At 75.5% G+C, this 25,200-nt stretch carries 27 protein-coding genes; 12 read left to right on the plus strand and 15 right to left on the minus strand.

The genetic code is table 11. The features are described from left to right. Positions 1 to 2 precede the first annotated feature (2 nt). On the minus strand, positions 3 to 248 hold the full coding sequence (locus ACI79K_RS00515; RefSeq protein ID WP_456588573.1) for a hypothetical protein: 246 nt from the start codon (positions 246 to 248) through the stop codon (positions 3 to 5). 87 nt (positions 249 to 335) lie between these two features. On the opposite strand from ACI79K_RS00515, the gene ACI79K_RS00520 reads away from it, so the two are divergent. The 4 genes from ACI79K_RS00520 (at position 336) to ACI79K_RS00535 (ending at position 2,347) form a co-directional block, all read left to right on the plus strand. Next, the gene (locus ACI79K_RS00520) at positions 336 to 797 is read left to right on the plus strand and encodes a GNAT family N-acetyltransferase (protein ID WP_456598614.1); all 462 of its coding nucleotides are present in this window, start codon (positions 336 to 338) and stop codon (positions 795 to 797) included. Continuing rightward, a complete protein-coding gene (locus ACI79K_RS00525) occupies positions 794 to 1,117 on the plus strand; it encodes a hypothetical protein (RefSeq protein ID WP_456598615.1) in 324 nt (107 codons plus the stop codon). The genes ACI79K_RS00520 and ACI79K_RS00525 overlap by 4 nt, the downstream gene beginning before the upstream one ends. Positions 1,118 to 1,206: 89 nt before the next feature. Next, complete coding sequence (locus ACI79K_RS00530; RefSeq protein WP_456588570.1) at positions 1,207 to 1,914, plus strand: hypothetical protein; 708 nt, start codon at positions 1,207 to 1,209, stop codon at positions 1,912 to 1,914. 49 nt (positions 1,915 to 1,963) lie between these two features. Then, on the plus strand, positions 1,964 to 2,347 hold the full coding sequence (locus tag ACI79K_RS00535; protein WP_456588569.1) for a PaaI family thioesterase: 384 nt from the start codon (positions 1,964 to 1,966) through the stop codon (positions 2,345 to 2,347). A 7-nt stretch (positions 2,348 to 2,354) separates the two neighbouring features. Here the strand turns inward: ACI79K_RS00535 and ACI79K_RS00540 are convergent, their stop codons facing one another. Further along, positions 2,355 to 2,585 carry a hypothetical protein gene (locus tag ACI79K_RS00540; RefSeq protein WP_456588568.1) on the minus strand — a complete coding sequence of 77 codons (231 nt, stop codon included), beginning with the start codon at positions 2,583 to 2,585 and terminating at the stop codon, positions 2,355 to 2,357. A gap of 135 nt (positions 2,586 to 2,720) precedes the next feature. On the opposite strand from ACI79K_RS00540, the gene ACI79K_RS00545 reads away from it, so the two are divergent. Continuing rightward, positions 2,721 to 3,002 carry a DUF427 domain-containing protein gene (locus tag ACI79K_RS00545; protein ID WP_456588567.1) on the plus strand — a complete coding sequence of 94 codons (282 nt, stop codon included), beginning with the start codon at positions 2,721 to 2,723 and terminating at the stop codon, positions 3,000 to 3,002. 9 nt (positions 3,003 to 3,011) lie between these two features. Here ACI79K_RS00545 and ACI79K_RS00550 read toward each other — a convergent pair whose 3' ends face one another. The 4 genes from ACI79K_RS00550 to ACI79K_RS00565 all read right to left on the minus strand — a co-directional run bounded on the left by ACI79K_RS00550 (position 3,012) and on the right by ACI79K_RS00565 (position 5,931). Then, on the minus strand, positions 3,012 to 3,425 hold the full coding sequence (locus tag ACI79K_RS00550) for a hypothetical protein (RefSeq protein ID WP_456588566.1): 414 nt from the start codon (positions 3,423 to 3,425) through the stop codon (positions 3,012 to 3,014). Positions 3,426 to 3,590: 165 nt separating this feature from the next. Further along, on the minus strand, positions 3,591 to 4,565 hold the full coding sequence (locus ACI79K_RS00555; RefSeq protein WP_456598616.1) for a ferritin-like domain-containing protein: 975 nt from the start codon (positions 4,563 to 4,565) through the stop codon (positions 3,591 to 3,593). A gap of 149 nt (positions 4,566 to 4,714) precedes the next feature. Then, positions 4,715 to 4,933 carry a hypothetical protein gene (locus ACI79K_RS00560; RefSeq protein ID WP_456588564.1) on the minus strand — a complete coding sequence of 73 codons (219 nt, stop codon included), beginning with the start codon at positions 4,931 to 4,933 and terminating at the stop codon, positions 4,715 to 4,717. Between the two features lie 206 nt (positions 4,934 to 5,139). Further along, positions 5,140 to 5,931, minus strand: coding sequence for an enoyl-CoA hydratase/isomerase family protein (locus ACI79K_RS00565; RefSeq protein ID WP_456588563.1), 792 nt, complete (start codon positions 5,929 to 5,931; stop codon positions 5,140 to 5,142). Positions 5,932 to 6,220: 289 nt separating this feature from the next. Between ACI79K_RS00565 and ACI79K_RS00570 the strand changes: the two genes are divergently transcribed. Both ACI79K_RS00570 and ACI79K_RS00575 read left to right on the plus strand, forming a co-directional pair. Next, positions 6,221 to 12,178 (plus strand): DUF4011 domain-containing protein, encoded by a 5,958-nt coding sequence (locus ACI79K_RS00570; protein WP_456598617.1) that lies wholly within the window; start codon positions 6,221 to 6,223, stop codon positions 12,176 to 12,178. Positions 12,179 to 12,252: 74 nt separating this feature from the next. Further along, the gene (locus tag ACI79K_RS00575) at positions 12,253 to 12,588 is read left to right on the plus strand and encodes a hypothetical protein (protein ID WP_456588561.1); all 336 of its coding nucleotides are present in this window, start codon (positions 12,253 to 12,255) and stop codon (positions 12,586 to 12,588) included. A gap of 27 nt (positions 12,589 to 12,615) precedes the next feature. Here the strand turns inward: ACI79K_RS00575 and ACI79K_RS00580 are convergent, their stop codons facing one another. The 4 genes from ACI79K_RS00580 to ACI79K_RS00595 are packed head-to-tail and all read right to left on the minus strand — an operon-like array spanning position 12,616 to position 16,790. Then, positions 12,616 to 13,674, minus strand: coding sequence for a DUF3048 domain-containing protein (locus tag ACI79K_RS00580; protein ID WP_456598618.1), 1,059 nt, complete (start codon positions 13,672 to 13,674; stop codon positions 12,616 to 12,618). Between the two features lie 57 nt (positions 13,675 to 13,731). Then, on the minus strand, positions 13,732 to 14,154 hold the full coding sequence (locus ACI79K_RS00585; protein ID WP_456596327.1) for a hypothetical protein: 423 nt from the start codon (positions 14,152 to 14,154) through the stop codon (positions 13,732 to 13,734). Between the two features lie 55 nt (positions 14,155 to 14,209). Beyond that, a complete protein-coding gene (locus ACI79K_RS00590) occupies positions 14,210 to 16,429 on the minus strand; it encodes a SpoIIE family protein phosphatase (protein ID WP_456598619.1) in 2,220 nt (739 codons plus the stop codon). Positions 16,430 to 16,439: 10 nt separating this feature from the next. Next, positions 16,440 to 16,790 carry an STAS domain-containing protein gene (locus tag ACI79K_RS00595; RefSeq protein ID WP_456596325.1) on the minus strand — a complete coding sequence of 117 codons (351 nt, stop codon included), beginning with the start codon at positions 16,788 to 16,790 and terminating at the stop codon, positions 16,440 to 16,442. A 67-nt stretch (positions 16,791 to 16,857) separates the two neighbouring features. Here ACI79K_RS00595 and ACI79K_RS00600 point away from each other — a divergent pair, with 67 nt between their 5' ends. After that, the gene (locus tag ACI79K_RS00600; protein ID WP_456598620.1) at positions 16,858 to 17,286 is read left to right on the plus strand and encodes an ATP-binding protein; all 429 of its coding nucleotides are present in this window, start codon (positions 16,858 to 16,860) and stop codon (positions 17,284 to 17,286) included. A gap of 12 nt (positions 17,287 to 17,298) precedes the next feature. On the opposite strand, the gene ACI79K_RS00605 is transcribed toward ACI79K_RS00600, so the two are convergent. Beyond that, a complete protein-coding gene (locus ACI79K_RS00605; RefSeq protein WP_456598621.1) occupies positions 17,299 to 17,838 on the minus strand; it encodes a flavodoxin family protein in 540 nt (179 codons plus the stop codon). A gap of 132 nt (positions 17,839 to 17,970) precedes the next feature. On the opposite strand from ACI79K_RS00605, the gene ilvA reads away from it, so the two are divergent. Next, positions 17,971 to 19,248: a threonine ammonia-lyase IlvA gene (ilvA, locus tag ACI79K_RS00610; RefSeq protein ID WP_456598622.1), complete on the plus strand. Its 1,278-nt coding sequence runs from the start codon at positions 17,971 to 17,973 to the stop codon at positions 19,246 to 19,248. Positions 19,249 to 19,348: 100 nt separating this feature from the next. On the opposite strand, the gene ACI79K_RS00615 is transcribed toward ilvA, so the two are convergent. Both ACI79K_RS00615 and ACI79K_RS00620 read right to left on the minus strand, forming a co-directional pair. Beyond that, complete coding sequence (locus ACI79K_RS00615) at positions 19,349 to 19,996, minus strand: response regulator (protein ID WP_456598623.1); 648 nt, start codon at positions 19,994 to 19,996, stop codon at positions 19,349 to 19,351. Then, positions 19,993 to 21,276, minus strand: coding sequence for a sensor domain-containing protein (locus ACI79K_RS00620; protein WP_456598624.1), 1,284 nt, complete (start codon positions 21,274 to 21,276; stop codon positions 19,993 to 19,995). Before ACI79K_RS00620 ends, ACI79K_RS00615 begins: the two co-directional genes overlap by 4 nt. Positions 21,277 to 21,441: 165 nt before the next feature. Here ACI79K_RS00620 and ACI79K_RS00625 point away from each other — a divergent pair, with 165 nt between their 5' ends. The 3 genes from ACI79K_RS00625 to ACI79K_RS00635 are packed head-to-tail and all read left to right on the plus strand — an operon-like array spanning position 21,442 to position 23,593. After that, entirely contained in the window at positions 21,442 to 22,380 is a 939-nt protein-coding gene (locus ACI79K_RS00625) for an ABC transporter ATP-binding protein (protein ID WP_456598625.1), read from the plus strand. Beyond that, on the plus strand, positions 22,377 to 23,159 hold the full coding sequence (locus tag ACI79K_RS00630) for a hypothetical protein (protein ID WP_456598626.1): 783 nt from the start codon (positions 22,377 to 22,379) through the stop codon (positions 23,157 to 23,159). Before ACI79K_RS00625 ends, ACI79K_RS00630 begins: the two co-directional genes overlap by 4 nt. A 5-nt stretch (positions 23,160 to 23,164) precedes the next feature. Beyond that, positions 23,165 to 23,593 (plus strand): TIGR02611 family protein, encoded by a 429-nt coding sequence (locus tag ACI79K_RS00635; protein WP_456598627.1) that lies wholly within the window; start codon positions 23,165 to 23,167, stop codon positions 23,591 to 23,593. Positions 23,594 to 23,637: 44 nt separating this feature from the next. Here the strand turns inward: ACI79K_RS00635 and ACI79K_RS00640 are convergent, their stop codons facing one another. Both ACI79K_RS00640 and ACI79K_RS00645 read right to left on the minus strand, forming a co-directional pair. Then, on the minus strand, positions 23,638 to 24,207 hold the full coding sequence (locus ACI79K_RS00640) for a putative immunity protein (RefSeq protein WP_456598628.1): 570 nt from the start codon (positions 24,205 to 24,207) through the stop codon (positions 23,638 to 23,640). A gap of 16 nt (positions 24,208 to 24,223) precedes the next feature. Then, complete coding sequence (locus ACI79K_RS00645) at positions 24,224 to 25,180, minus strand: D-2-hydroxyacid dehydrogenase family protein (protein WP_456598629.1); 957 nt, start codon at positions 25,178 to 25,180, stop codon at positions 24,224 to 24,226. Positions 25,181 to 25,200 lie beyond the last annotated feature (20 nt).

Consider the following 25,200-nt stretch of genomic DNA (forward strand, 5'->3'; position numbering starts at 1 on the left):
GGTCAGTTCTCCGACGCCGGGCCGACGTCGTGCGGGTCGGGGGTGCGGAAGGTCGGGTCGTCCGGCGGGTCGGCGTCGTCGTTGCCGGCCCCCGTCGCGGGACGGTCGGTCTCCGGCGAGCGGTCGGGTTCCTCCCCGCCCTCCCCGAACCCGTCGGCGGGCGGGGGGGCGCCGGCTCCCGGGTCCGCGGCGGGGATGCCTTCGTCGGGTTGGCCGAGGTTCGGTTCCAGCGGGCTCCACATCGACATGCCGGTCCCCTACCCGGGCGCGGCGCCTTACTCCCCTCCGAACTCCCCTCCGATCGCCGCCCGGCTGCCTGGGCTAGAAACGTCGGCATGACCTCCGCCGGGACGTCCGTCCCCGAACCCCTGCTGCGCCGCGCCCGGTTCGCCGAGCTCACGCCCTTCGAGGTCTACGCCCTGTGCCGGCTGCGCGTCGACGTCTTCGTGGTCGAGCAGGAGTGCCCCTACCCCGAGCTCGACGGGCGCGACGTCGAGCCGGCCACCGAGCACCTCTGGTTCGAGGAGGCCGGTCAGGTGCTGGCGACCATCCGCGTCCTGGATGACGGCGCCACGCGCGCCATCGGCCGGGTGGCCACCGTGGCGGCGGCGCGCGGGCGGGGGTTGGCCGGGCGGCTGATCGAGCAGGCGCTGGCCGACCACGGGCACGGCCCGCTCACCCTGGGCGCGCAGGCGCATCTGGAGCAGTGGTACGGGCGGTTCGGCTTCCGCCGGAGCGGTCCGGGCTACCTCGAGGACGGCATCCCGCACGTCCCGATGCGCCGGGAACCACGGTGAGCGGCGCGCAGGTGCCGGCCGCCGCGGCCCACCTGGTGCGCGAGGCCGCGGACCGGCTGGAAGCGCTGGCCGCGTGCACCACGCCCGGTGACTGGCGTCTCGCCGGCCTCCTGGCCAGCCGGCCGGAGGTGGTCGCCCACGGTCCCGGCGGGGCCACCGAGCACGTCGCCGACGCCCGCGCGCGCAGCGCCGGGTGGATCACCGCCCTCTCCCCCGCGCTCGCCGGACCGCTCGCCGCCTGGCTGCGGGCGGCGTCCGCCGGGCAGCCGCCCCCGGAAGCGGTCGCGGTCGCCCGGCAGCTGCTGCACCGGCTGCCCTGACCCGCCTCCGCGCCGGCCCCGCCGTCTCCCCTGCGACCGTTCGTCGGCAGGACGGGGGCGGGAGCGCTCGTCGCGGGTATGGGGCGCGGATGCAGCCGCGCACGGGACCCGATCCCCTCGAGAACCCCGACGACCGGGACCCCGTCGAGGCACCGGACGCCCCGGAGCGGGAGGGCCTGGCCCGGCGGCTGGACAAGCCGATGGGTGCGCTCGGTCTGGTCTTCGTCCTGGTGGTGCTCGGCCAGTCCCTCGCCCGGCAGCCGTGGCTGACCACGACGCTGAGCGTCGTCGGCTGGGTGCTGTGGGCCGTCTTCGTGGCGGAGTTCATCCACCGGGCCGCCACGGCCCGCGACCAGCGCCGCTTCTGGACGCGCAACTGGTGGCAGGTGGTCTTCCTGGCGGTGCCGTTCCTGCGGTTCGCCCGCGCGCTGACGTTGCTGCGTGCGGCGCGGGTCGGCGGCGTCGTGTCGGCCGCGGTCCGTGGATCCCGCTCGGCGGGGCGCCTGCTGAGCGGCCGGATCGCCTGGCTCGGTGCGGTGACCGTCGTGGTGGTGCTGGCGTCCAGCCAGTTGCTGTACGTGCTCGGCGCCTACGACTCCTACGGCACGGCGCTCTACGACGCGGCCCTCGCCACGATCAGCGCCCGGCCGCTCACCGCCGACGCAGACGTCGCGCGCGTCCTGGACATCGCCCTGGCCACCTACTCGGTGGCCGTGTTCGCGACGCTGGCCGGTGCGCTCGGCGCGTTCTTCCTCGAGCGGCGTGACGACGGAAACGTGGCCGCCCGGGGAGCGTGACGCCGGGCACCGGGCGTGCGACCGCGGCCCGCGGGGTAGCCGCCCCGCCATGAGCGACGACGTGACCACAGGTGGGTACGCCGAACGGCTGGGCGCCCGCCCGGAATCGGCCGGCGAGGGCGCGGCCCGGATGGAATTCGAGGTGACCGAGGAGCACCTCAACCCGGCCGGCACCCTGCACGGCGGGGTGCTGGCGACGCTCGTCGACACCGCGATGGGCCAGGCGGTGCGGACCACCACCGGTGACGGCGAGGTGCCCGCGACCAGCCAGCTGACGGTCACCTACCTGCGGCCGGGGAAGCCAGGCGCCCTGCAGGTCACCGCCCGGCTGCGGACGCGGGGCGAGCACCTGACGGTCTGCGAGGCGGACGTGGAGCAGGACGGCAAGGCGCTGGTCCACGCCGTCGCGACCTTCGCGCTGCTGGGTTCCTGACCCAGGGTCACCCGGGCAGCGGCGCGGGCACCTCCTGGACGACGGACGGGACCGCCGCCCCCTGGTCGTCGTCCTGGTCGTCGGTCCTGGTCTGGGCGACGACGAGGATGTAGGTGAAGATCCCGGCGATGACGAGCAGGATGCCGAGCGGGATCAGGATGCGGCCGAGCCTCCTGCCCTTCGGGGTGCCCTCCCCGGCGCTCCGGTCGTCGTCGCCGCGGTGGTCGGGGTGCGCCATGGGTGGTCTCCTGGGGTCGGTGGAGCGGGGTGAGCCCGCCCGGGGGCCGGCCACCTCCTTCATGCCCGCGCTACCGGGCGTCACTCCCTGCGGCCGCGACCGGCGCAGCGACCGCGGGCGGAGGACGATCGGGGTATGACCACCGCCACCTGGAACGGCGTCGTCGTCGCCGAGTCCGACGACATCGTCACCGTCGAGGGCAACGCCTACTTCCCCCGCGCAGCCGTCCGCGACGACGTGCTGCGCCCCTCGGAGAAGCAGACCGTCTGCCCCTGGAAGGGCACCGCCTCCTACTACAGCCTGGAGGTCGACGGGCAGCGCAACCCGGATGCCGCCTGGTACTACCCGGAGCCGAAGGACGCCGCGAAGCAGATCTCGGGCAGGGTGGCGTTCTGGAAGGGCGTGGAGGTGCGCTGACCTCGTCGGTCAGCGGCCGGGGCGGGTGCCGGCGAGCTCGCGGGCCGACGCGGCGGCCTCGGCGTCGAGCTGGCGGTCGATCGACTCGGTGAAGGAGTCCCAGGCCTGCTCCGGCGTGATCCCCAGCGCGGCGGCGATCTGGTCCCACTCCGCGCCCCCGCGCAGCGCGGCGCGGATCCCGACCAGCTGGCTGTCGTGCGCGCGGCGCGAGACGACCTCGCCCAGTGCGAGCAGCTCCAGCGCCTCGTACACGTCGAGCTGGGTACCGGTGTCGCGCAGGGAGGCCGACCAGTCGTCGGCGTCGTCGTCACGGACGGTGTTCAGGGCGGTATCGCCGTTGTCGCGGCGACTCAGGAAGTCGAGCCGCGTGGCGGCCGTCGTCAGCGAGAACTCCGCCTCGAGGGCCTCGGGTGTGATGGTCATGGGTCGAGCTTCCCCTTCGACGTGGGAGCGCCAAACCCGGCGCAGGCGGGATTTCACCCACGCGGAGGGCCCGCACCCCCCGTGGGGATGCGGGCCCTCCGCGTGCTGGCCCCGTCCCGAGGCTCACCCCGAGCCTGCGAGGGGTGAGGAGGACGGGGTCCTCTTTCACTTGTCGACGCCGACGGCTTCCTTGGCCAGGGCGGCCAGCTGCGTCTGCGCGGCGCTCGCCACGTTCGACCGGTTCTTGTGGGTCTCCTCGTAGCGGATGATCACGTTGACGTCGTGCGGCGTCTTCAGCTGCTTGATCGCCTTGACGGCGTCCTGCACCGACATCGAGTCGTAGCCCTTGATCGGCAGCTCGTCGGCGGTGACGTCGCCCAGCTCCTCGCGGGTGGCCCGGGCGGCGTCGGCGGCGTCCTGGTTGCCCTCGCGCTGCGCGATCCGCTCGGCGCGGCGCAGCGAGGCGGCGCGGCCGACGGTGAGGGTCTCGCGGACGGCCCCGGTGAACGCCGACGCGCGGTCACCCGCGGCGGAGAACCGGTCGGAGGTCTCCTCACCGGCGTGCCGCACGGTGTCGACGGCGTGGTTGACCGTGTTGGCCCAGAAGCGGACCGGCGCGTTGACGCCACGGGCCACGGCACCGGCGACCTTCTGCACCGGGGTGGCGACGAGCGCCGCCGGGCCGCCCAGGGCCTCCTCGGCCAGGACCACGGTGAGCCACTCGACGGTCGCCTGGTGCGCCTCGACGAGCTTCTCGGCCAGGCGCTGGGTCTCGACGTCACCGGCGGTCTCGGCGAGCACCTTGAGGTAGGTGGCGCGGTCGAGCAGCTGGTGCTCGAGCTGCAGGTCCTGCAGGAGCGCCTCCTCGATGGAGGTCGACTGCTCGAAGGTGGCCTTGAGGGCGGCGGAGAGCCGGCCGACGACCGGCGTCACGACGTCGGGGACACCACCGAGGGCGCGCAGCCGCTCGGTGATCTCGAGCGTCCGGGCCGCGGCGTTGTCGGCGTTCTGGGTGAGCTCCCGACGGACGGCGTCGGTGCGGGCCTGGCTGATCCGCGTCCGTGCGATCTGCTCCTCGGTCTGCGTGAGCAGGACGAGGGCGCGCAACTGGTTGATCATCTTGGCGTTGTTGTCGGTCATGGGGGATGCAGCTCCAGAGATCGAGGATGACCTGACGTCTCTGTGTGTGCCCCGGATCCTCCGCGTGCTAACAAGAGCAAGCGGATTGCTAGCAGTGAGCCTCGTCACCCGGACGGGTGACGAGGCCCTGACCGCGACGGCCGCTCGGCTCAGCCGGCCTGGGCCGGCAGGTTCTCCTGGGCGTGCGCGCGCCGCGGCCGGACGTCGAAGCGCAGCACCGGCTGGGTCATGTCGTCGGTGACCTCGTAGGGCGGGCGCGGGGCCAGGCGGACCGGGCGGGGCGGCAGCGACGACGGCGGCATGGTCTTGCCGCAGCCGACGCAGTAGCGGCCTCGCTGGTGCACGGCTCCGCAGTGCGCGCAGGTCATGTCGTCTCCTCGGGGTCGGTACCGGCACGGACAGACGGACCCTCGCAGGCCGCAGCCCCGGGTTGCAGTCGGATCTGACAGGTGGGACGAGCCGTTACCCGAACGTCATGAGCGACCCGGTTCCGGATTCCGCTCCCCGGACCTGCCTCGTGCGCGGATCGGCAGATCCCGGCCGCGGATCTGCCCATCCGCGCCCACGGTCGGGTTCAGCGGCCGGTCCAGCGGGGCGGGCGCTTCTCCAGCCGGGCGGCGATCCCCTCGGCGCGGTCCTCGCTGAGGTAGGGGTTGGGGCCGACGTCGAGCCGCAGCCCCTGCCAGAGCGGCAGCTCCAGCGCCTTGATCGCGGTCTCCTTCATCCGCCGGACGGAGATCGGCGCGTTGCCGGCGATCCGGTCGGCCAGCTCCAGCGCCGCGGGCAGCACCTCGTCGGGCGCGACCAGCCGGTTCACCAGCCCCCAGCGCTGGGCCTCCGTGGCGTCGATCGGGTCGCCGGTGAACAGCAGCTCCAGCGCGATGCCCACCGGGATCCGCTTGGGGAGCACGACCGAGCCGAAGTTCGCTCCCATGCCGATCGCCGCCTCGGGCAGGGCGAAGCGCACCGCCGGCGAGGCGATCCGCAGGTCGCAGGCGAGCGCCAGCTCGAACCCGCCGGCGACCGCCGGGCCGTTGAGGGCGGCGAGCACCGGGACGGGCGTCTCGGTGACGACCTCGAACACCGACCGCGCCGGCCGGTTCATCGGCGGCCGGAACCGCTCGCCCCGCTGGTCGGCGGCGCGAATCTCCTTCAGGTCGAAACCGGCGCAGAACGCCGGCCCGGTACCGGTGAGCACGACCGCGCGCACCCCTTCCTCGGCGACCCGCAGCAGCTCCTCCACGAGGTCGGCCTGCAGCTCGGTGGAGAGCGCGTTGCGCCGCTCGGGCCGGTCGAGCGTGAGCACGCGGACGTGCCCGCGCTCCTCGACCGCCAGCCCGGAGTCGTGCCGTCGCGGAGTGCTCATGACGGGCAACCTGCCGCGCCGGGCCGCCCCTCGGCAACCCGGGGACCGGCACCCCTCCATCGACGCTCTGCCTCTGAGTGCTCCTGCACCCAGAGGCAGACGATCCGCATGCCCCTGTCCGGCACCCGGCGGGACGGCGGCCCGCCATCGGCAGGACCGGCTGGGATCGGAACCGTCGACTGGCCGCGGATCTGTGATCCCCGGCAACGATCGGGCTCTCCTGTCACATCCGCCCCTCCCGTCGGGGACCATGGGCGGACCAGTCCGTCCGACCCGGTAGACAGGTGACATGGAGAGCCCTGCCGACATCCAGCTCGGTGATGTCGTCGCGCCGCCGACGGTGGTCTCCATCGAGCTGACCTCCACGCCGGTGCTCAGCTACGCGCTGGCGCACAACCGCATCCCGGTCGTGTCGCGCCTGGCGCTCACCTCGCAGCGCTCGCTGCGCGGGGTCACCGTGCGCCTGTCGGTGCGCGACGCCGAGGGGCCGATCGCGCAGGCCGTCGAGCTGCTGGCCGACGTCGACGGCGGCCGCACCACGGTGCTCACCGGGATCGGCCTGGTCATGGACCCGGCCGCGATGCTGCACGTCGAGGAGCAGCGCCCCGGCGTCGTCGACGTCGAGGTGTGGCTCGACGACACGCTGATCGGCGAGGCCTCCGCGCCGGTGCAGGTCCTCGCCGCCAACCAGTGGCTGGCCACTCCCCTGCCGCTGGCGCTCGAGATGCTCGCCGCGCACGTCATGCCCAACCACCCCGCGGTGACCGGGCTGGTCACCGAGGCCGGCGAGCTGCTGGCGGAGCGGACCGGCAGCGGCGCCATGGTCGGCTACGCGGCCACCGCCGAGCGGGTGGACGAGGTGGTCGCGGCGCTGGCCGAGGTCGTGCGCCGCCGCGGGGTCCGCCACTCCGAGCCGCCGCTGAGCTGGGCCGACCTCGGCCAGCAGGTGCGCTCCCCCGGCGACGTCCTCACCTGGCGGGTGGCCACGCCCCTGGACGCCGTCGTCCTCCTCGCGGCGGCGCTCGAGCAGGCCGGCATCCGGCCGCTGCTCTGGCTGGCCGAGGGCGCCGGCGGGGTGCCGGCGGGCGGGGCGATGGCGGGCGGGGCGCACGCCTTCCTCGGCTACTGGCGGGAGGAGCGCAGCTCCGAGTCCGCCGCCACGACCGACGGCGCGCCACTGGTCAACCTGGTCGACCTCGGGCTGATCGGCCTGGTCGAGACCACGCTGCTCACCGGCGCGGGCGAGCCCGGCGCCGACCTGCACGCCCCGGCGTACGAGCGCTGGCTCGCCGGCGAGCTCGAGCGCGTCCTCGGCGTCACCGACGTCCACCGCGCCCGGCGCGACGGCATCCTCCCGCTGCCGGCGCGCGCCCGGACGCCGGAGGGCCTGCTGCAGGTCGTGGAGTACCGGCCGGCCGAGCACAGCGCCCCGGCGTTCCCCGCCGGGCCGGTGCCGGCCCACCAGCCGAGCCGTCCCGAGGCGCCGCCCCGGGTGCAGCAGTGGAAGAACGCGCTGCTGGACCTGAGCCTGCGCAACCGGCTGATCAACTACACCGAGCGCGCCGGGCTGCCCCTCACGCTGCCGGGCACCGCGCTGCCGATCCTGGACAACTTCATCCACGACGGCACCCCGATCACGCTGCTGCCGGGCGACCGGCTGGCGGCCGTGCAGACCGAGCGCGGGCTCGCCGGCGCCGGCGACCTGCCCGCCGAGCGGCTCACCGAGCTGCTGGTCGAGCGGCGCGAGGTGCACGCCGACGTCACCTCCGGCGGGTACCTGCCCCGGCTGCGCAACCTCGCCTACCGGGCCAAGACGGTGCAGGAGGAGACCGGCGCCAACAACCTCTACCTGGCGCTCGGCTCGCTGGTGTGGGAGCTCGACGGCCGACCGCTGCGCTCCCCGCTGCTGCTGGTGCCGGTCGTCCTCGCGCCGGTCGGGCGCACCGGCTCCTACCGGCTGTCGCTGGACGAGTCCGGGGCGAGCACCCCGAACTACTGCCTCCTGGAGAAGCTGCGCCAGGTGCACGGCCTGGTGGTCCCGGCGCTGAGCGACACCGCGGAGAGCACCCCGGACCTCGAGCGCGCCCTGGAGGCGGTGCGGGTGGGCCTCGTCGGCCACGGCCTGCCCTACCGGGTCGAGGCGACGGCGGACCTGGCGATCCTGCAGTTCGCCAAGTACCGCCTCTGGAAGGACCTCGACGAGCACTGGGGCGACTTCAGCCGGAACCCGCTGGTGCACCACCTCGTGCACGAGCCGACCGAGCCCTTCCTCGACCCGGCGCGCGACTCCGCCGCCCACGTGGACCTCGACGAGCTCGCCGGCCGGCTGCCCGTCCCCGCCGACGCCTCCCAGCTGCGCGCGATCGCCGAGGCCACCGCCGGCCGCACCTTCGTGCTGGAGGGCCCGCCCGGCACCGGCAAGTCGCAGACCATCACCAACCTGCTCACCCGCGCGGTCGCCGACGGCAAGCGCGTGCTGTTCGTCGCCGAGAAGCGCGCCGCGCTCGACGTCGTGGCCCGTCGGCTGGACGCCGTGGGCATGGGCATGTTCGCCCTCGACCTGCACGACAAGGGGTCGCGCGCGTCGATGGTCCGGGCGCAGATCCGGCTGGCGCTGGAGCACGCGATCGCCGTCGACGAGCAGGGGCTGGCCACCGACTCGGAGACGCTGCGCTCGGCCCGCCGGCAGCTGGCCCGCTACGCCGACCGGCTGCACGCCGAGAACGCCGTCGGCCTGTCGCTGTACACCGCGCGCACCGCGGAGCTCACCGCCGGCACCGACGTCCCCGCGCTCCCGGTGCCCGAGCCGTTCGTGGCCAACGCCCCGGCCGAGGTGCTGACCGCCGTCCGCCGGGCGCTGGCGCTGCTGCCCGACATCGCCGACCTCACCCGGCCGTCGCCGCGGCACCCGTGGGCGTTCGTCGACTCCCCCGAGATCGACCTGCCGGCGGCCCGCGCGGCCGCGGCCGAGGTCGACGCGGCGGTCCGCGAGGTGTCCGGGTTCCCCGAGCTCGGCGGCGTGCTCCGCCACGTCCGGACGCCGGAGGACCTCGACGCGCTGGTGCACCTGCTCTCGGGCCCCCCGGTGGGCCTCGACGTGCTCGACGAGACGTTCAGCGGCCGCTGGACCACGGCGACCGGCGCGGTGCTCGGCGAGGTCGCCGCCTTCACCGCGTTCCGGCACCCCGGCCTCGACGTCGCGACCCCCGAGGTGCTCGCACTGCCCCTGGCCGAGATCTACGTCCGCGCGCAGACGGCCGCGGCCTCCGGGTGGTGGGGCCGCCGGAAGCGGCTGGTCGCGGTGCGCGACGAGATCGCCGCCGCCCTGCGACCGGGGGCGAAGGTGCGGCCCAGGGACGTCCCGCTGCTGGTGGAGAACCTGTGGCGGGTGCAGACGGCGGTGCAGGCGATCGCCGGCCGGGTCGGCTCCGTGCCGGGGCTGACCGCGCCGCCGAGCTGGAACCCCTTCACCGACCCCGGGCTGCTCGAGCGCCAGGTGGAGTGGCTGCGCCGCGCCGGCATCGCCGTCGACGGGTCCTCGCCCTTCCACGTCGCGCTGCGCAAGCTGATCGTCGCCGGCATGCCCGCCGCACCGGAGCCCGCCGAAGCCGTCGCGCGGCTGCGCGACGCCCTCACGTCGCTGCTGGCCGTCTGCCGCAGCTCGTCGGACCAGCTCGCCGCCTGGGCCGGTGAGGACGGCCTGGTGCTCCGCTGGTCGATGACCCGCCCGGAGCGCGGCCTGCTGACCCCGTCCGGGTCCGGCGCGGAGCGCTCGGTGCTCGTGTCCCTGCGCCGCTGGGTCTCCTTCCTCGACACCCTGGAGCCGCTGCGCTACGCCGGGCTCTTCGACGCCCGGACGATGCTGATCACCGGCGCCGTCGCGGCCGACGACGCGGTGCGCGCGCTGGACCGCGGCCTGGCGACCGCGTCGGTGGCCGAGCGGCTGGTCGCCACCGGGCTGGACGCCTTCGACGCCGAGGCCCACGAGGCGGCGATCGCCCGGTTCACCGAGGCCTCGCGGGCCGTCCGCCAGCACCTGACGGCCGCGCTGCCGGCGTCGGTGCTGGCCGCGAGGCCCTTCGACGCCGCGATGGGCACCGGCCAGGTCGGCGCGCTGCAGCGGGAGCTGGCCAAGCAGCGGCGCGGCCTGGGCGTGCGGCAACTGCTGGCCCGGTACGGGGAGCTGATCACCGCCGTCATGCCGTGCGTGCTGGTGTCGCCGGACTCGGTGGCCCGGTTCTTCCCGGCGCGGGCCGACCAGTTCGACCTGGTCGTCTTCGACGAGGCCTCGCAGATCCGGGTGGCCGACGCCATCGGGGCCCTGGGCCGGGCCCGGGCCGCCGTGGTGGTCGGTGACTCCAAGCAGATGCCGCCGACGTCGTTCCTCGAGCCGACGACCACGGCGAGCGACGACTCGGTGGAGCTGGTGGAGACCGCGGTCGAGGACGAGGAGTCGATCCTCGGCGAGTGCGTGCAGGCGCGGGTGCCGCGGCACTGGCTGTCGTGGCACTACCGCAGCCAGGACGAGTCGCTCATCGCCTTCTCCAACGCCCAGTACTACGACAGCCGGCTCTCCTCCTTCCCGGCGCCCACGCACGGGCGCGCCTCGGCCGAGCCCGACGGGCGCGGGGTCTCGCTGGTGCGGGTGCCCGGGACGTTCCACCGCTCGGGTGCCGGCCGGCTGCTGCGCACCAACCCGGTCGAGGCGAAGGCGATCGTCGCCGAGATCCGCCGCCGCTTCGACGCCGTTCCGCAGTGGGAGGGCATCGACGCCGTCCCCTCGATCGGCGTGGTCACCTTCAACGCCCAGCAGCGCTCCTACATCGAGGCGCTGCTGCGCGACGCCGACGACGACCGGCTCTCCGCCGCGCTCGACCGCACCGACGGCGAGGGCCTGTTCGTCAAGAACCTGGAGAACGTGCAGGGCGACGAGCGCGACGTCGTCTTCTTCTCCACCGGCTTCTCCCCCACCGCCGACGGCACGCTGCCGCTGAACTTCGGCCCGCTGAACCGGCAGGGCGGCGAGCGCCGGCTCAACGTGGCGATCACCCGGGCCCGGCGCCAGGTCGTCGTCTTCACCTCCTTCGACCCGGCGCAGCTGCGGGCCGAGGAGACCTCCTCGGTGGGCATCAAGCACCTGCGGGCCTACCTCGACATGGCCGAGCAGGGCACCGACGTGCTGCCGCGCTCACCGCGCTCGGGGGCGGTGGTCGACCGGCACCGCGAGCAGATCGCGGCCGCGCTGCGCGAGCGCGGGCTGGTCGTGCGCACCGACGTCGGCCTCTCGGAGTTCCGGATCGACCTGTCGATCAGTCGAGCCGCCGACCCGGAGAGCCCGCAGATGGCGGTGCTGCTGGACGGGCCGGCGTGGGCGCGCCGCGGCACGGTCGGCGACCGGGACGGTCTGCCGCCGGAGGTGCTGGGCGACATGCTGCGCTGGCCGGTCGTCGAGCGGGTGTGGCTGCCGGCGTGGCTGGCCGATCCGGCCTCCGTCGTCGACCGGCTGGTCGCCGCTGTGGACGCCGCCCCCGCGGTCACCCGGCCGGCGCCCGACCCGGTGCCGTTGCCCACCGCCGCCGTCGAGTCGTTCAAGGGCGTGGCCGCGCTGCGCTCCTCGGTGACCTCGATGGCGGTGCCGACAGCGACCGCCCGCCCGGCGCCCAAGGCGGCCGCGAAGAAGCCCGCCGGACCGACCGCCCTGGAGGGCGAGACACCGTTCGTGCCGTGGATCCCCAAGACCGCCGGCGAGAAGTCGGTGCTCGACGAGCTGCCGGCCTCGAAGGCCGCGCGCGCGGTGCGCCGGGTGATGGTCGCCGGCATCAAGGCCGAGGGGCCGGTCCACGTGGACCGGCTGGCCAAGCTCACCGTGGGCGCGTTCGGGCTCAACCGGGCCACGGCGGCGCGCAAGCAGATGCTGCTGTCCCTGCTGCCGCCGTCGGCCGTCGACGGGGAGCACCTGTGGCCCGAGGGGATCGACCGGGCCACCTGGACCGGGTTCCGCCGGCAGGTGTCGAGCACCGACCGGCCGCTCGAGCACGTGGCACCGGAGGAGGTCGCGAACGCGATGGCGGCGCTGTGCCGGGCGGCCGCGGGGATGCAGCGCGAGGAGCTGCTGACCGCGACCGCCACGGTCTTCGGCTACAAGCGGCGCGCCGCCTCGGTGACGCCGGTGCTGGAGAAGGCGCTGGCCTGCGCACTGGACTCCGGCCGCCTCATCGAGCAGCCGACCGGCCTGCTGACCGCCTGACCCGGACGGGGGATGCAGCACGGAACCGCTTCGGTCGATTCCTTGAGAGCACAACGATTTCAAGGAGGAACGTCTTGCGCATCGCCTGCCGGGCCACGGTGCCCGCCACCGAGAACCAGGTCATGACCGCCGTCCAGGAGGTCCTCGACCGGCGCGGGTCGATGGCGCACGCCCCGGTCACCATCGCGGTGTCCGATGCCGTCGCGCTCGGCATCGCCGGCTTCTTCACCAGCCACACCGACTCCGGGCAGGTGCTGGACCGCTTCTTCCGGGGTGGCGACGTCGACAGCACCGCGCTGCTCGAGGCCATCCAGTTCGAGCAGGGGTATGCCTCGGCCGAGCAGCACTCCGCGCTGCACTGCCTCGCGGGCTGGGTGCACGCCCGGGTGCACGCCCGCAGCGCCGCCTGAACCCGCGGCCGGCCCCTCGCCGTCGGCTCAGCCGACTGTGACCGACCCGGTCCGGACCGGCACCAGCTCCACCCAGGTCGTGCCGGGGGCGAGGAACACCGGGTTGCCGTCCGGCCCGGTCAGCGCGACCGGATCCGCCGGGCCGCCCTTGGCCCAGGTGGCGGCGAGCGTCTTGCCGCCCGTGGCGACGAGCGCCTCTCCCCCGCCGACCATCACCGTCTCCGGCACCGGGTTGCCGGCCGGGTCGGTGAACGCGGTGTCGACGACCTCGACCCGCAGGACCACGACGTTGGTCGCGCGCAGCGGCGTGCCGTCGGCCTCGACCGCGGGGACGCCGGCCTCCGCGCGCACCCAGCGACCGTCGGGCGGGCTCCACGTCCAGCGCGGCCGGCTGATGCCGGAGAGCTTCAGGTCCACGACGCCGGTGGGCACACCCGCCAGCACCGCGCCCGCCTCCTCCGGGGTCCGGGCCAGGAGGAACTGGCCGCCGGGCGGCTTCCCGTGGGCCTGGTCGGCCTGCGCCAGGAACGCGTGCGGATCGGCGTAGGTGTTGTGCGGGGCGGACCGGCCGGGCAGCCGGTGGAAGCCGCCGGCGCCGGCGTCCTGGCTGACCACCTGCAGCCCCGAGGCCGCAACGGCGTCGACGAACGGCCGCTGCCCGCCGGAGAAGGCGAAGAGCCCGCCCAGCGGGGCGGCGATGGCGGCGTCCATGGGCCGCACCGAGCGCACCGGGCCGATCTCGGCCGGCACGGTGGAGTGGTAGACGGCGACGTAACGGGGGATGCCGCCCTCGACGACCTGCTCCCACACCATGTCGGCGGCGTTGAGCCCCGTCTGCGGGCGGGCGTCGACCGAGTTCTCGATCTTCACCGCCAGCGCGGGCCGGTAGACGTCGGTGCCCTGGCTGTCCAGGCCGGTGAGCGGCCACAGCACCGGCGGAGGCGGCGGGGTGGTCGACGCGGGCGCCGCGGCCGGGGTGCCCGGCTCGGTACCGCAGGCGGCGAGCGCCGCGACGAGGAGCATCGCCGTCCCGAGACGGCGGGCGGGGGCAGCGAGCCGAGGAGCCCACCGAGTGGAAAGGGTCACGCTCGCACTCCTCCGACGTGGGCAGGTCCGCCTCCCGCACGGGGCCGACCGCCGACGCTAGGGCGACACCCGGCCGGAACCGGCCCGCCGCTCCGCCGCCCGCACCCTTCGTACTGCACCCGTTACACGGCTCCCGGCGGCGGCGGCGAACCACCCGCAGCCGAGCAGGGTGAGCGTTCCGGCGACGACCGTGGGCGCCCACGCCGGCTCCTGGCGCACGACGTCCCCCGTGCCCGGCTCGGTCCAGGTGCAGACCACGCCGATCGGCCAGGCGGACGCGGTCCCCGCCACCCGCCAGGACTCGTGGGGCGGGGAGTACGGCGCGCCGCGCGACGTGCACACCTCGTGGCGCCCGTCGCCCACGGCCGGTGCCCAGGCGACCGCGAGCGTGCCCACGGCGACGGCGAGGCCGAGCAACACCAGCACGAAGCCCGGCGCGCTGCCGGGCCGCGCCGGGCGGCCCGTCGTCCCGTTCCGCACGCGAGCAGGGTGCCTCAGCACGCGCCGCCCCCGCGGCACGGACACACGCGATGGCTCAGGTGCGGGCGATCCCGAGCAACGTCACGTCGTCGGTCCGCGGTGGGTCGAGCGCGGCGAGCACCGCGTCGAGCAGGGCCTGCGGTTCCACCGGCCCTCCCGCGACGGTTGCGCGCAGCTGCTCCAGCCCGGCGGTCAGCCCTCCCGCCCCACGCTCGACGAGCCCGTCGCTGACCAGCAGCAGGCGGTCGTCGCCCTGGAGGATCAGCCGTGCCTCTCGGTAGCCGGCGACGTCCAGCAGCCCCAGTGCCGGACCCCGGCCCTCGTGCAGGTAATCGGCGTCGCCGCCGCTCGCGTGCAGCACGGGCAGGTGCCCGGCGTTGGCGATGGCCACCGCGCCGGTGGCCGGGTCCAGCTCCACGACGACGGCGGTCGCGAGCTCACCGGGCAGCAGCGCGGCGATGAGCTGGTTCAGCCCGTCGAGGGCGGCGGCCGGGCCGGCGGCGCGCAGCAGGTGGGCGCGCAGCGCGTGCCGGAGCTGGGCGGTGATCGCCGCGGCGGCGAGCCCGTGCCCGGCGACGTCGCCCAGCACGATCGACACCCGGCCACCGGGCAGCGGCACCAGGTCGTACCAGTCACCGCCGACGACGTCGAACTCGCTGGGCAGGTAACGGGCGGCCAGCTCCACGCCGGGCACCGTCGGCAGCTGCTCCAGCAGCAGCGTGCGCTGCAGGGCGGCGGACAGCCGGTTGTCCTCCGTCGCACGGTTCACGGCGGTCTCGGTGAGCAGGCCGGCCAAGGCGCGCGCGGCGGCGACCTCGTGCGCGCGCCACGGCTGCGCCGTCTCGCGCACCGTCTCGCTCCAGGCGTCGAACGAGCGGCGCGGGCTCAGCCGCGGCCCGGCGTCGGTCTGCGCCGTCTTCGGGGTGTGCGGGTTGCCGCCCCAGGTCACCTCGCGCAGCGTCTCCGGCCGGAACCAGGCGACGAAGTCCCCACGGCCGCCGGCCACCTCGGCCACCTCGGCCACCAGGACGCCGCTGGCGGTGCCGGCGAGATCGGCCGCCTCGGGAGCGACCCGGCTGACGGTGTCGGTGGCGGGTACCCCGGCGTCGAGCAGCGCCCGCACGAGCGGGACCACCCGATCCGCCGGCGGGGTGGTGCCGAGCAGGTGGAGCTCACCGCCGATCCGCACGGCCGCGCCGCCGGCGGGGATCAGGTCCACCGCGGTGACGTCGCCCTCGGTGAGGGCCTTGCCCGGCCTGCGCGGGGCACGGCCGATGGCGGCAGCGAGCTCGGCCTGCCGCTGGGCGACCTCGACGACGCCGCTCTGCTCACCGGCGACCACAGTCGTGGGCAGCAACAGCGAGGCGGTGCGCCCGAGGAACTCGGCAGCGATCCGGTCGGTGTAGGAGGGGCGGCGCGGGCCGGCGTAGTGGTGGCAGGCGATGAGGCCCCAGAGCCTGCCGCGGTCGATCAGCGAGATCGACATGGAGGCGACCACACCCATGTTGGCCAGGTACTCCAGGTGCACCGGCGAGACGCTGCGCAGCATCGCTCCGGAGAGGTCCAGCGGGCGTCCCTCGACCGTCCCGGGCTCCAGCGGGACCGGCTGGTAGGTGGCGTCGGGGATCAGCCGCATCCAGTTGGCGGCGTAGAGCGCCCGGGCCTGGGCCGGGATGTCGCTGGCGGGGTACCAGAGGCCCAGGAAGGGATCGAGGTCCGCGCGGCGGTCCTCGGCGATCACCTCGCCGTTCCACGCGGAGTCGAAGCGGTAGACCATCACCCGGTCGAAGCCGGTGAGCGCGCGCAGGTCGCGGGCCAGCACGTCGGACAGCTCGTCGAGGGTGCCTGCGGCCGACAGACGCTGCAGCACGCTCGGCAGCCGGCGGTGCCAGGCGCTCCCGGCCTCCTCGGCGCCGCGGACCGGTTCCCACTCGGTGACCAGCAGCCCGTCGGCGCGGTGCGCGACGAGGTCGACGTCGGTGCCGGCCACCCGCACCCGCAGGGGGTTCAGCTCGGCGAGGTCGCCCGCCAGACCCGCGCGCAACCGAGCGGCGTCGGCCGGCTGGAGCAGCTCGTCGAGCGAACTGCCGGCGACCGGGCGGCCGAAGAGGTGCGCGGCGTTGGCGGAGGCGACGACGACCCCGAGGCCGGGCTCGGCCACCGCGAGGAGCACACCGTGCGGCTGCACCGCGCCCGGGACGGCGATCGGCTCCTCGGCGCAGCGGGCGAGCGCGTCGTCGTCGACGGTGGTGGGGCCTGCTGGGGAGCTCGTCACCGAGGGGACGTTACGTGGCGACGGGGTCGGGCAGGTCGCCGACGGAATCCACGATCGGCACCACCGCCTCGAGCTTCAGCAGCTCGATCGGCAGCCGCACGGGGCGGTTGCTCCGGGGAGCGAGGACGTGCAGCTCGGCGCCGACGGCAGCGGCCCGGCGAGCGACGGAGATGAGGGTGCGGGCGCCGGAGGAGTCGAGGAAGACCGTCGGCGTCAGGTCGACCACGACCGCCTCGGGCGCGGTGGCCAGCAGTGCCTCGGCGGCCTCGGCCAGCTGCGGGGCCGTGGCGATGTCCAGCTCACCCCGTACGGTGAGGCCCGGTCGCCCGGCGACCGTCGTGCGCTCCACGTCGAACAGCACTGTTCACCTCCCGCACCACATCGCCCCGGGGTCCGAGGGTAGGCCACCGGGGAAGGGGAGGGCGACCGTGAACATCGACTTCAGCGTGCGGTTGCCCACCGACGCGCACAGCGTGCCGCTGGCGCGCGGGCTGCTGCGGCAGGCGCTCGAGCACTCGGCGGTGCCGCAGACTGCCATGGACGAGATCCTGCTGGCGCTCACCGAGGCCTGCGCGAACGTCGTCGACCACGCCGCCGAGCACGGGGCCTACGAGGTCGCCGTCTCGATCGACGAGGCGGTGTGCCGGATCAGCGTGCTCGACGGCGGCGCCGGCTTCGACGTCGGCTCCGCCGAGGACACCCCCACCGCGCCGCTGGACGACCAGGGGCGCGGACTGGTGCTGATGCGCGCGCTCGTCGACCGGTTGCGGTTCGTGCAGGAGGACGGCCGGCACCGGGTGACCTTCGAGAAGCGGCTGGGCACCCAGTCGCACCTGCGGCTGCTCGACCCGCTCTGACCGGTCCGCGGCTCAGCCCCGCACCGGGATCGGGTGCGGCGCCACCAGTTCCGCCAGCGCCTGCCCCCACCGCCGGGCCCGGTCCTCCTCGCCGTCCAGCAGCGGGCCGACGACGTCCGCGACGAGGAAGTGCTCGGCCGGTGCGGCCAGGGTCGCGCCCAGCCGGCGGAGCAGCTTCTCCTCGGTCCGGGCCGCGTGGTCGAGCGCGGTGACCAGCACCGGGCGGTCCATCCGGGTGTCAAAGGCGGCGGCCTGGATGCCGCGCGGCAACCACACCGTGTCCAGCCACTCGTGCAGCCCGAAGGGGACGTCGGGGATGTCCGCTCCGTGCTCCCGGACGGCGCTCTCCCGGGTGACCGGCCGGGGCATGCCGAAGGCGTGCGTGGGACCGCCGACCACGAGCAGCCGCACGTCGGCCAGCACCTGGATGGGGGCCTCGCGCGCGCAGGCGACGTCGACCGACAACCGGCCGCACAGCCCGTGGGCGACCGCCATCGCCACCCGTTTCGCGTCCCCGGACACCGATTCGTAGACGACCAGGGCTCCGGGCATCGACCTCACCGCCTCGCGCGCCGCTTCCGAGGGCGCCGACCGTAGGCCCGCGCGGCCACCCGTGGGGCAGATCACCCACCAAACCGTGACCTCCCCGTCCGGGCACGGGGCGTGTCGTCGACGATGGGCGGTGTGAGCAGCACTCCTGGCGACGACGCGGTGCCCGACTCCTTCGCCACCGCGGTCCGGGAGGCGGGCCGCCGGCTGGCCGGGGTGGCCGAGCGGACGCCGTTGCAGCGCAACGCCCGGCTCTCCGGGCTCACCGGCGCCGACGTGTGGCTCAAGCGCGAGGACCTGCAGGTGGGCCGCTCGTACAAGATCCGCGGCGCCTACAACACCATCTCCGGGCTGGACGACACCGCCCGGGCGGCCGGTGTGGTCTGCGCGAGCGCCGGCAACCACGGGCAGGGGGTGGCCTACGCCTGCCGCGCCCTGCAGGTGCCCGGCCGGGTCTACGTGCCCGGGACGACGCCGCGGCAGAAGCGGGAGCGGATCGCCGCGCTCGGCGGCGACATGGTCACGCTCGTCGTCGCCGGCGACTCCTACGACGAGGCCGCCGCCGCGGCCGCGGTGGACGCGGCCACCACCGGGGCGGCCCTGGTGCCGGCGTTCGACGCGCTGAGCACCGTGACCGGGCAGGCGACGGTGGCGGTGGAGCTCCTCGAGCAGCTGGGCGCCGCGCCCGACGTCGTCGTCCTGCCGGTGGGCGGCGGAGGGCTGCTGGCCGGGTGCGGCACCTGGCTGCGCCACCACTCCCCCACCACCCGGCTGGTCGGGGTGGAGCCCGCGGGGGCGGCCGGCATGGCGGCGGCGCTGGCCGCCGGGGAGCCGGTGGAGCTGCCGGAGATGGACACGTTCGTCGACGGCGCGGCGGTGCGGCGGGTGGGCACGGTGACCTATCCGCTGGTGCGCGACTCCGGCGCCGAGCTGCTCGCCGTACCCGAGGGCCAGATCTGCACCGAGATGCTCGACCTGTACCAGGCCGACGGCATCATCGCCGAGCCCGCGGGCGCGCTGTCGCCGGCGGCGGTGAGCGGTGGCCTGGTGGCCGTGGAGCCGGGGCAGACCGTCGTCTGCCTGCTGTCGGGGGGCAACAACGACGTCAGCCGGTACTCCGAGGTGGTCGAGCGGTCGCTGGTGCACCGCGGCCTCAAGCACTACTTCCTGGTCGAGTTCCCGCAGGAGCCGGGTGCGCTGCGCCGGTTCCTGGACGAGGTGCTCGGCCCGGACGACGACATCGTGCTGTTCGAGTACGTGAAGCGGGACAACCGGGAGACCGGCGCGGCGCTGACCGGGATCGAGCTGGGGAGCGCGGACGGGCTGCCGGCGCTGCTGGCCCGCATCGAGGCGAGCCCGCTGCGCATCCAGCTGGTGGCGCCGGGCACGACGGCGTACCGCTTCCTCGTGTAGCTCGTAGGGCCTTGCCCAGCCCCGTAGCGAGTGTGCAGGTGGTGCCGCTCCCGCCGGCGCGTCGTCCCGTGTCGACGACCGCAACTGCGCTCTCGGTGGGTCACGCGGTCATGAAGCCGCTCTCGTAGGCGGCGATGACGGCCTGGGTGCGGTCCCGGGCGCCCAGCTTGAGCAGCACGCTGCTGACGTGGGTCTTCACCGTCTCCCGGCTGAGGAACAGCTCGGTGGCGATCTCGGCGTTGGACAGCCCACCGGCGACCAGCCGCAGCACGTCGGCCTCGCGGCCGGTGAGCTCCGGCAGCGCGGCGGCGCCGCGGGCGCGCGACGGCGCGTGCGAGGCGATCAGCCGCCGGGTCAGGTCGGGCAGCACCAGGGAGGTGCCGCGGGCGACCACCCGGATCGCGTCGACCAGCTCGTCGGGGTCGGCCCGCTTGAGCGCGAAGCCGCTGGCGCCGGCCTGGAGGGAGCGGAACAGGTAGTCGTCGTCCTCGAAGGTGGTCAGCACCAGCACGCGCGGCCGCTGCGGATCGCGGGCGACCAGCTCGGCGGTGGCGGCGATGCCGTCCATGTCGGGCATGCGCACGTCCATGAGGACGACATCGGGGTCGGTGCGCGCGGCCACGTCGAGGGCCACCCGGCCGGTGCCGGCGTCGCCGACCACGGTCAGGTCGGGCTCGCTCTCCAGGATCACCCGCAACCCCGACCGGACGAGCACGTCGTCGTCGACGAGGACCAGCCGCAGCGTCACGCCGCGCCCGCCAGCGGGAGGGAGACGCACAGCTCGAAGCCGCCGGACGGCGTGGGCTCTGCGCTGAGCGTGCCGCCGGCGGCGGCGGTGCGCTCCCGCAGCCCGGCCAGCCCGCGCCCGCCGCCGGGGCCGGGCCGGCTGTCCAGCTGCGAGGCCCGCTCGTTGCAGACGCGCACGACCAGCGCGTCGCCGTCGCGGACGACCTGGGCGACGGTCAGCGGGGTGCCCGCGTGCCGGAGCACGTTCGTCGTCCCCTCCTGCACGACCCGGTAGGCGAGCTCCTGCACGCCGGGCGGCACGTCGTCGACCTGGCCGTCGACCACGAGGGCGACCGGCAGGCCGCCGTCGCGCAGGCCGGCGAGCAGGCCGTCGAGGTCGGCGAGGGTGGGTGCGGCGATGGGGGCGGGGTCACGGCCCCCGTCCTCGGCCCGCAGGACGGTGAGCACCCGGTCGAGCTCGGCCAGTGCGCTGCGGGTGTTGGTCTCGATGTGCTCGAGCGCCTGCCGGGCGAACTCCGGCTGGGGCGGGCGGTCGTCGGCGGGGGTGAGCGTGCGCCGCGCGGCGGTGGCCTGCAGCAGGCTCGCGGTCAGCGCGTGGCCGATGGTGTCGTGCAGGTCGCGGGCCAGCTTGTTGCGGTCGGCGAGCCGGCGGCTGCTCTGCTGCAGCGCCGCGATCTGCTGCTCGGCCCCGGCGCCGAGCAGCCGGGGGGCGACCGAGGCGGCCAGCCGCACCACCAGGTCGAGCAGCACGAGGGTCACCACGGCGACGACGGCCATCAGCGCGAGCAGCGGCAGGGCGGTCACCACGTTCCAGCGGGCCTCGAACCAGAGGCCGGTGAGCGCCACGATGCCGAAGAAGAGGGTGGCGAGCGTGGCCACGCCCAGCAGCACCCGGACGCCCAGCCAGCCGACCGCCCGCCAGGTGCCGGCCGACACCACCAGCCGCCGCACCTTGGCCACGACGCCGGGGAGGTGCCGCACGCGCTCCCCCTCGGGGATGTCGACGGCCAGGAGGGTGCGGGTCAGCCGGCGCTCGAGCCCGGCGAACCCGCGGGCGGCCGCCAGCACGGCGAGGATGAGGAGGACCCCGACGCCGTAGATGACCGCCACGACCGAGCCCACCAGCGCGAAGTAGAAGGCCGCGCAGAGGAGGCCGATCGGCAGGGTCGCGAGCGCGTACAGGACGCGGCCGGGCCAGCCGGGGCTCGCCGCGGTGGCGACGACCGACCGCAGCCCGGTGGCGATCTCGGCCGCGGACCGCGGGAACGTCGACGGGGGCACGGTTCGATCCTGGCCGACCGGAGCGCCGGGCGATTCCCCCGCCGGTGTGCCCCGGTCCTCCCCCACGCGGGGGACCCGGGTCGGCGCTGCGGGGTGATCCGCCCGGCCGCCCGCTGCCGGAACGCTTCCAGCCATGACCGATCCCCTCCTCCCTGCGAGCTCCGCATGATCCAGGTCCGCGAGCTGACCAAGCAGTACGGCGCCGTCCGCGCCGTCGACCACCTGACCTTCGACGTCCGGCCCGGCAAGGTGACCGGCTTCCTCGGTCCCAACGGCGCGGGCAAGTCCACCACGATGCGCATGGTGCTCGGGCTCGACCGGCCCACCTCCGGCCAGGCGCTGGTGGCCGGCCGGCCGTTCCCCCGCCTCGGCGAGCCGCTGCGGGCCGCCGGCGCGCTGCTCGACGCGCAGGCGATGCACCCGGGGCGCAGCGGCCGCGACCACCTCCGGGTCGCCGCCCGCACGCACGGCATCCCGGTGCGGCGGGTCGACGAGGTCATCGACCAGGTCGGGCTGGGATCCGCCGCCAGGCGACGGGTGAAGGGCTACTCGCTGGGCATGCGGCAGCGGCTGGGCATCGCCAGCGCGCTGCTCGGCGACCCCGCCGTCCTCCTGTTCGACGAGCCGATGAACGGCCTCGACCTCGACGGCGTCCGGTGGATCCGCCGGCTGGTGCGCGAGCTGGCCGACGAGGGCCGCACGGTGCTGCTGTCCAGCCACCTGATGAGCGAGATGGAGCAGACCGCCGACCACCTGGTCATCATCGGCCGCGGACGGCTGATCGCCGACGCCCCGATCACCGAGGTGATGCGCGGCCAGCACGCCGGCCGGAAGGTCGTGGTGCGGACGCCGTCGGCTGACGACCTGGCCGGCGCCCTCCTGCGCCGGGGGCTGCGGGTGCACCCCACCGGCGACGGCGACCTGCTGGTCGAGGGCACCTCCGCCGAGACCGTGGGCGACGTGGCGCTCGAGACCGGCGTGGCCGTGCACCGGCTGGCCGAGCAGCAGCACTCCCTGGAGGAGATCTACCTCGACCTCACCGGGGACAGCGTCCAGTACCGGGTGGCGGCCGCCCCCGAGCCGGCCGGGCAGGTGCGGGCATGACCGCCGCGACCCTGCGGGCGGCCCAGCCCGGCAGTGCGACGGTGCTCGCGCGGGCGGCGGGCGCCGAGTGGCTGCGGCTGCGCACGGTGCGCGCGACGTGGTGGTGCCTGCTGGCGGCCGCGGTGGCGACCGTCGGCATCGGGACCATGGCCGCCGTCGACGAGGCGGAGATGTCGAACGCCTCGGGGACGACGGTGGCGGCGACGGTCGCCGGAGAGTTCGGCACGCTGGTCGGGCAGTTCGCGCTGCTGGTACTGGTGCTGCTCGCGGTCACCTCCGAGTACGGCAGCGGGGCGATCGCGCCGACGCTGCAGTGGACGCCGCGCCGGGGTGTGCTGCTCGCCGCTCGGGTCGCCGTGCCGGTGGCCGTGGTGACCGTGGCGGGGGTGCTGCTCGCCCTCATCGCCGACCTCCTCGCGAAGCTGGTCGCGCCCGACCTCGTGCTGTCCTCCGGTGGCCTGACCGACAGCCTGGGGCGGGTCGCGGCGGTGCTCGTGGCCGGCGGCGTGCTCACCGCCGGCGTCGGCTTCCTGCTGCGGTCGACGGCGGGGGCGCTGGCGACGGTGTTCCTGCTGCAGCTGGTGCTGCCCTTCCTGCTCCCGGCCTTCGGCACGTGGGCCGCCGAGGTCGGCGAGTGGCTGCCGGGGACGGGCGCGGTCTGGACCCTGCTCGGGGAGCCGGACCTGACGGCCACCCACGCGGCGGCGCTGCTGGGCGGCTGGGCGCTGGCGGCCCTGGCGGCCGGTGGCTGGTCGCTGCTGCGGCGGGACGCCGGGTGACGGGCGTGGGCGTCGGAGTCGGCCTGGGTCGGACCGACCCCGGCCGGCCCCACCCGCGCCGGCAGAGGGCCTGGCGACGTCGGCTGGCGGCCTCGCGGCCGCTCGAGCAGGCGTACCGGGCGGGCGTCGGGTTCGTCGGGACCGTGATCGTCCTGGTCGGCCTGGTGACCGTCCCGCTGCCGGGCCCGGGCTGGCTGACCGTGCTGGCCGGGCTGGCCGTGCTCGCGTCGGAGTTCACCTGGGCCGAGCGGCTGCTGGCGGTCGCCCGTCGGCACGTCATCCGGTGGACCGGGTGGGTGGCCGCCCAGCGGCCGACGGTCCGCCTGCTCCTCGCGGCGGCGACGACCCTGCTGGTCCTCGGCACGCTCCTGCTGACCATGGCGGTCGTCGGGGTGCCCGGATGGCTGCCCGGATGGCTTCCCGGAGGGCGGTGAGCGCGCGTCGCTCCACCGGGTGGGCGGTGCCCGCGGCGCGCGGCTCAGGGCTCCCGCAGCGATGCGTCCAGCACGTGCAGCAGCTGCCCCACCCGATCGGTGCCTGCGGGTGGGCGCGGATAGCGCCGGACCACGTCCGCGAGGTCCGGGGTCGCGCGCAGCCGGGCCCGCCCGAGGTGCCGGTCCCCGACGCCGGGCTCCCCGCCGGCCGCGAGCTCGGCTGCGCGGGCAGCATGCGCGGCAGCGCGCAGGATGTGCCCGACCTGGGACGCCCGGGCGGCGCTCGACGCCCAGCCGAGCACGGCGCCGGGCGGGTGGAGGTAGGCGGCCGCGGCGGCGTCACCGGCGGCGTGCGCCGCGTGCTTCGCAGGCCCGGTCGCGGCAGCCTTCGCGGCGCGGTGCGCGTCCAGCGAGGTGACCCGTTGCAGCGTCGACCGGCCCGCGCCCCGGACGAAGGCCCACGCCGCGTCGACCGCCGCGCGCGGCCGGTGGTCGTCGGGGTGCGCCCGCTCGAACAGCGGGAGCGCCTCCTCGGCGCACTCGACGGCGTACCGGGCGACCAGCCGCAGCTCGGCCGTCGTCAGCCCGGGATCACCCGGTCCGGTCTGCGGCACGGGGCCATTGTGCCGACTACGCGGGCTCGATCACCCGGATCGGCCGGCCGGCCATCCAGGCTGCGACGTCCTCGACGGCCTCCCCGTAGAAGACCTCGTAGGTGCCCCGGGTGACGTAGCCCAGGTGCGGGGTCAGCACCGCGCGGCGCAGCTCGCGCAGCGGGTGCTCCCGTGGCAGCGGTTCGGCGTCGTAGACGTCCAGGCCCGCGCCGGCGATCGCGCCGCGGCGGAGCACGTCGACCAGCGCGGCCTCGTCCACGATCGGGCCGCGGCTGGTGTTGACCAGGACGGCGGTGTGCTTCATCAGCGCCAGGTCGTCGGCGCCGATGAGGCCGCGGGTCCGCTTGGAGAGCAGCAGGTGCACCGTGACGACGTCCGCGGTCGCGAAGAGCTCGTCCTTCCCCACCAGCCGGGCGCCGACCTCGGCGGCCCGCTCCTCGGTGAGGTGCTGGCTCCACGCGACGACGTCCATGCCGAAGGCAGCGCCGATGCGGGCCACCTGCGCGCCGATCCGCCCCAGCCCGATGACGCCGAGCCGGGCGCCGTGCAGGTCGGTGCCGATCGTGGTCTGCCAGCCACCGGCGCGCATGGCGGCGTCCTCCTGCGGCACGTGCCGCACGGTGGCGAGGATGAGCGCCCAGGTGAGCTCGGCGGTGGCGGTGCCCGACGCCGCGGTGCCGCAGACGGTGATGCCGAGCTCGGCGGCGGCCGCGACGTCGATCGACTTGTTCCGCATGCCGGTGGTGACGAGCAACCGCAGGTCGGGCAGCCCTTCGAGCACGTCGCGGCCGAAGCGCGTGCGCTCCCGCATGGCGACGACGACGTCGACGCCGCGCAGCCGGGCGACCAGCGCATCCGGATCGGCGACGGCGTCGGCGAACGTCACCACCTCGGCCGGTTCGGGCAGCCGGGACCAGTCGCAGAACTCGGCTGCGACGGACTGGTAGTCGTCCAGGACGGCGATGCGGTGCACGACCGCAAGGTCTACCGGAC

The organism is Blastococcus sp. SYSU DS0616, from assembly GCF_054051015.1.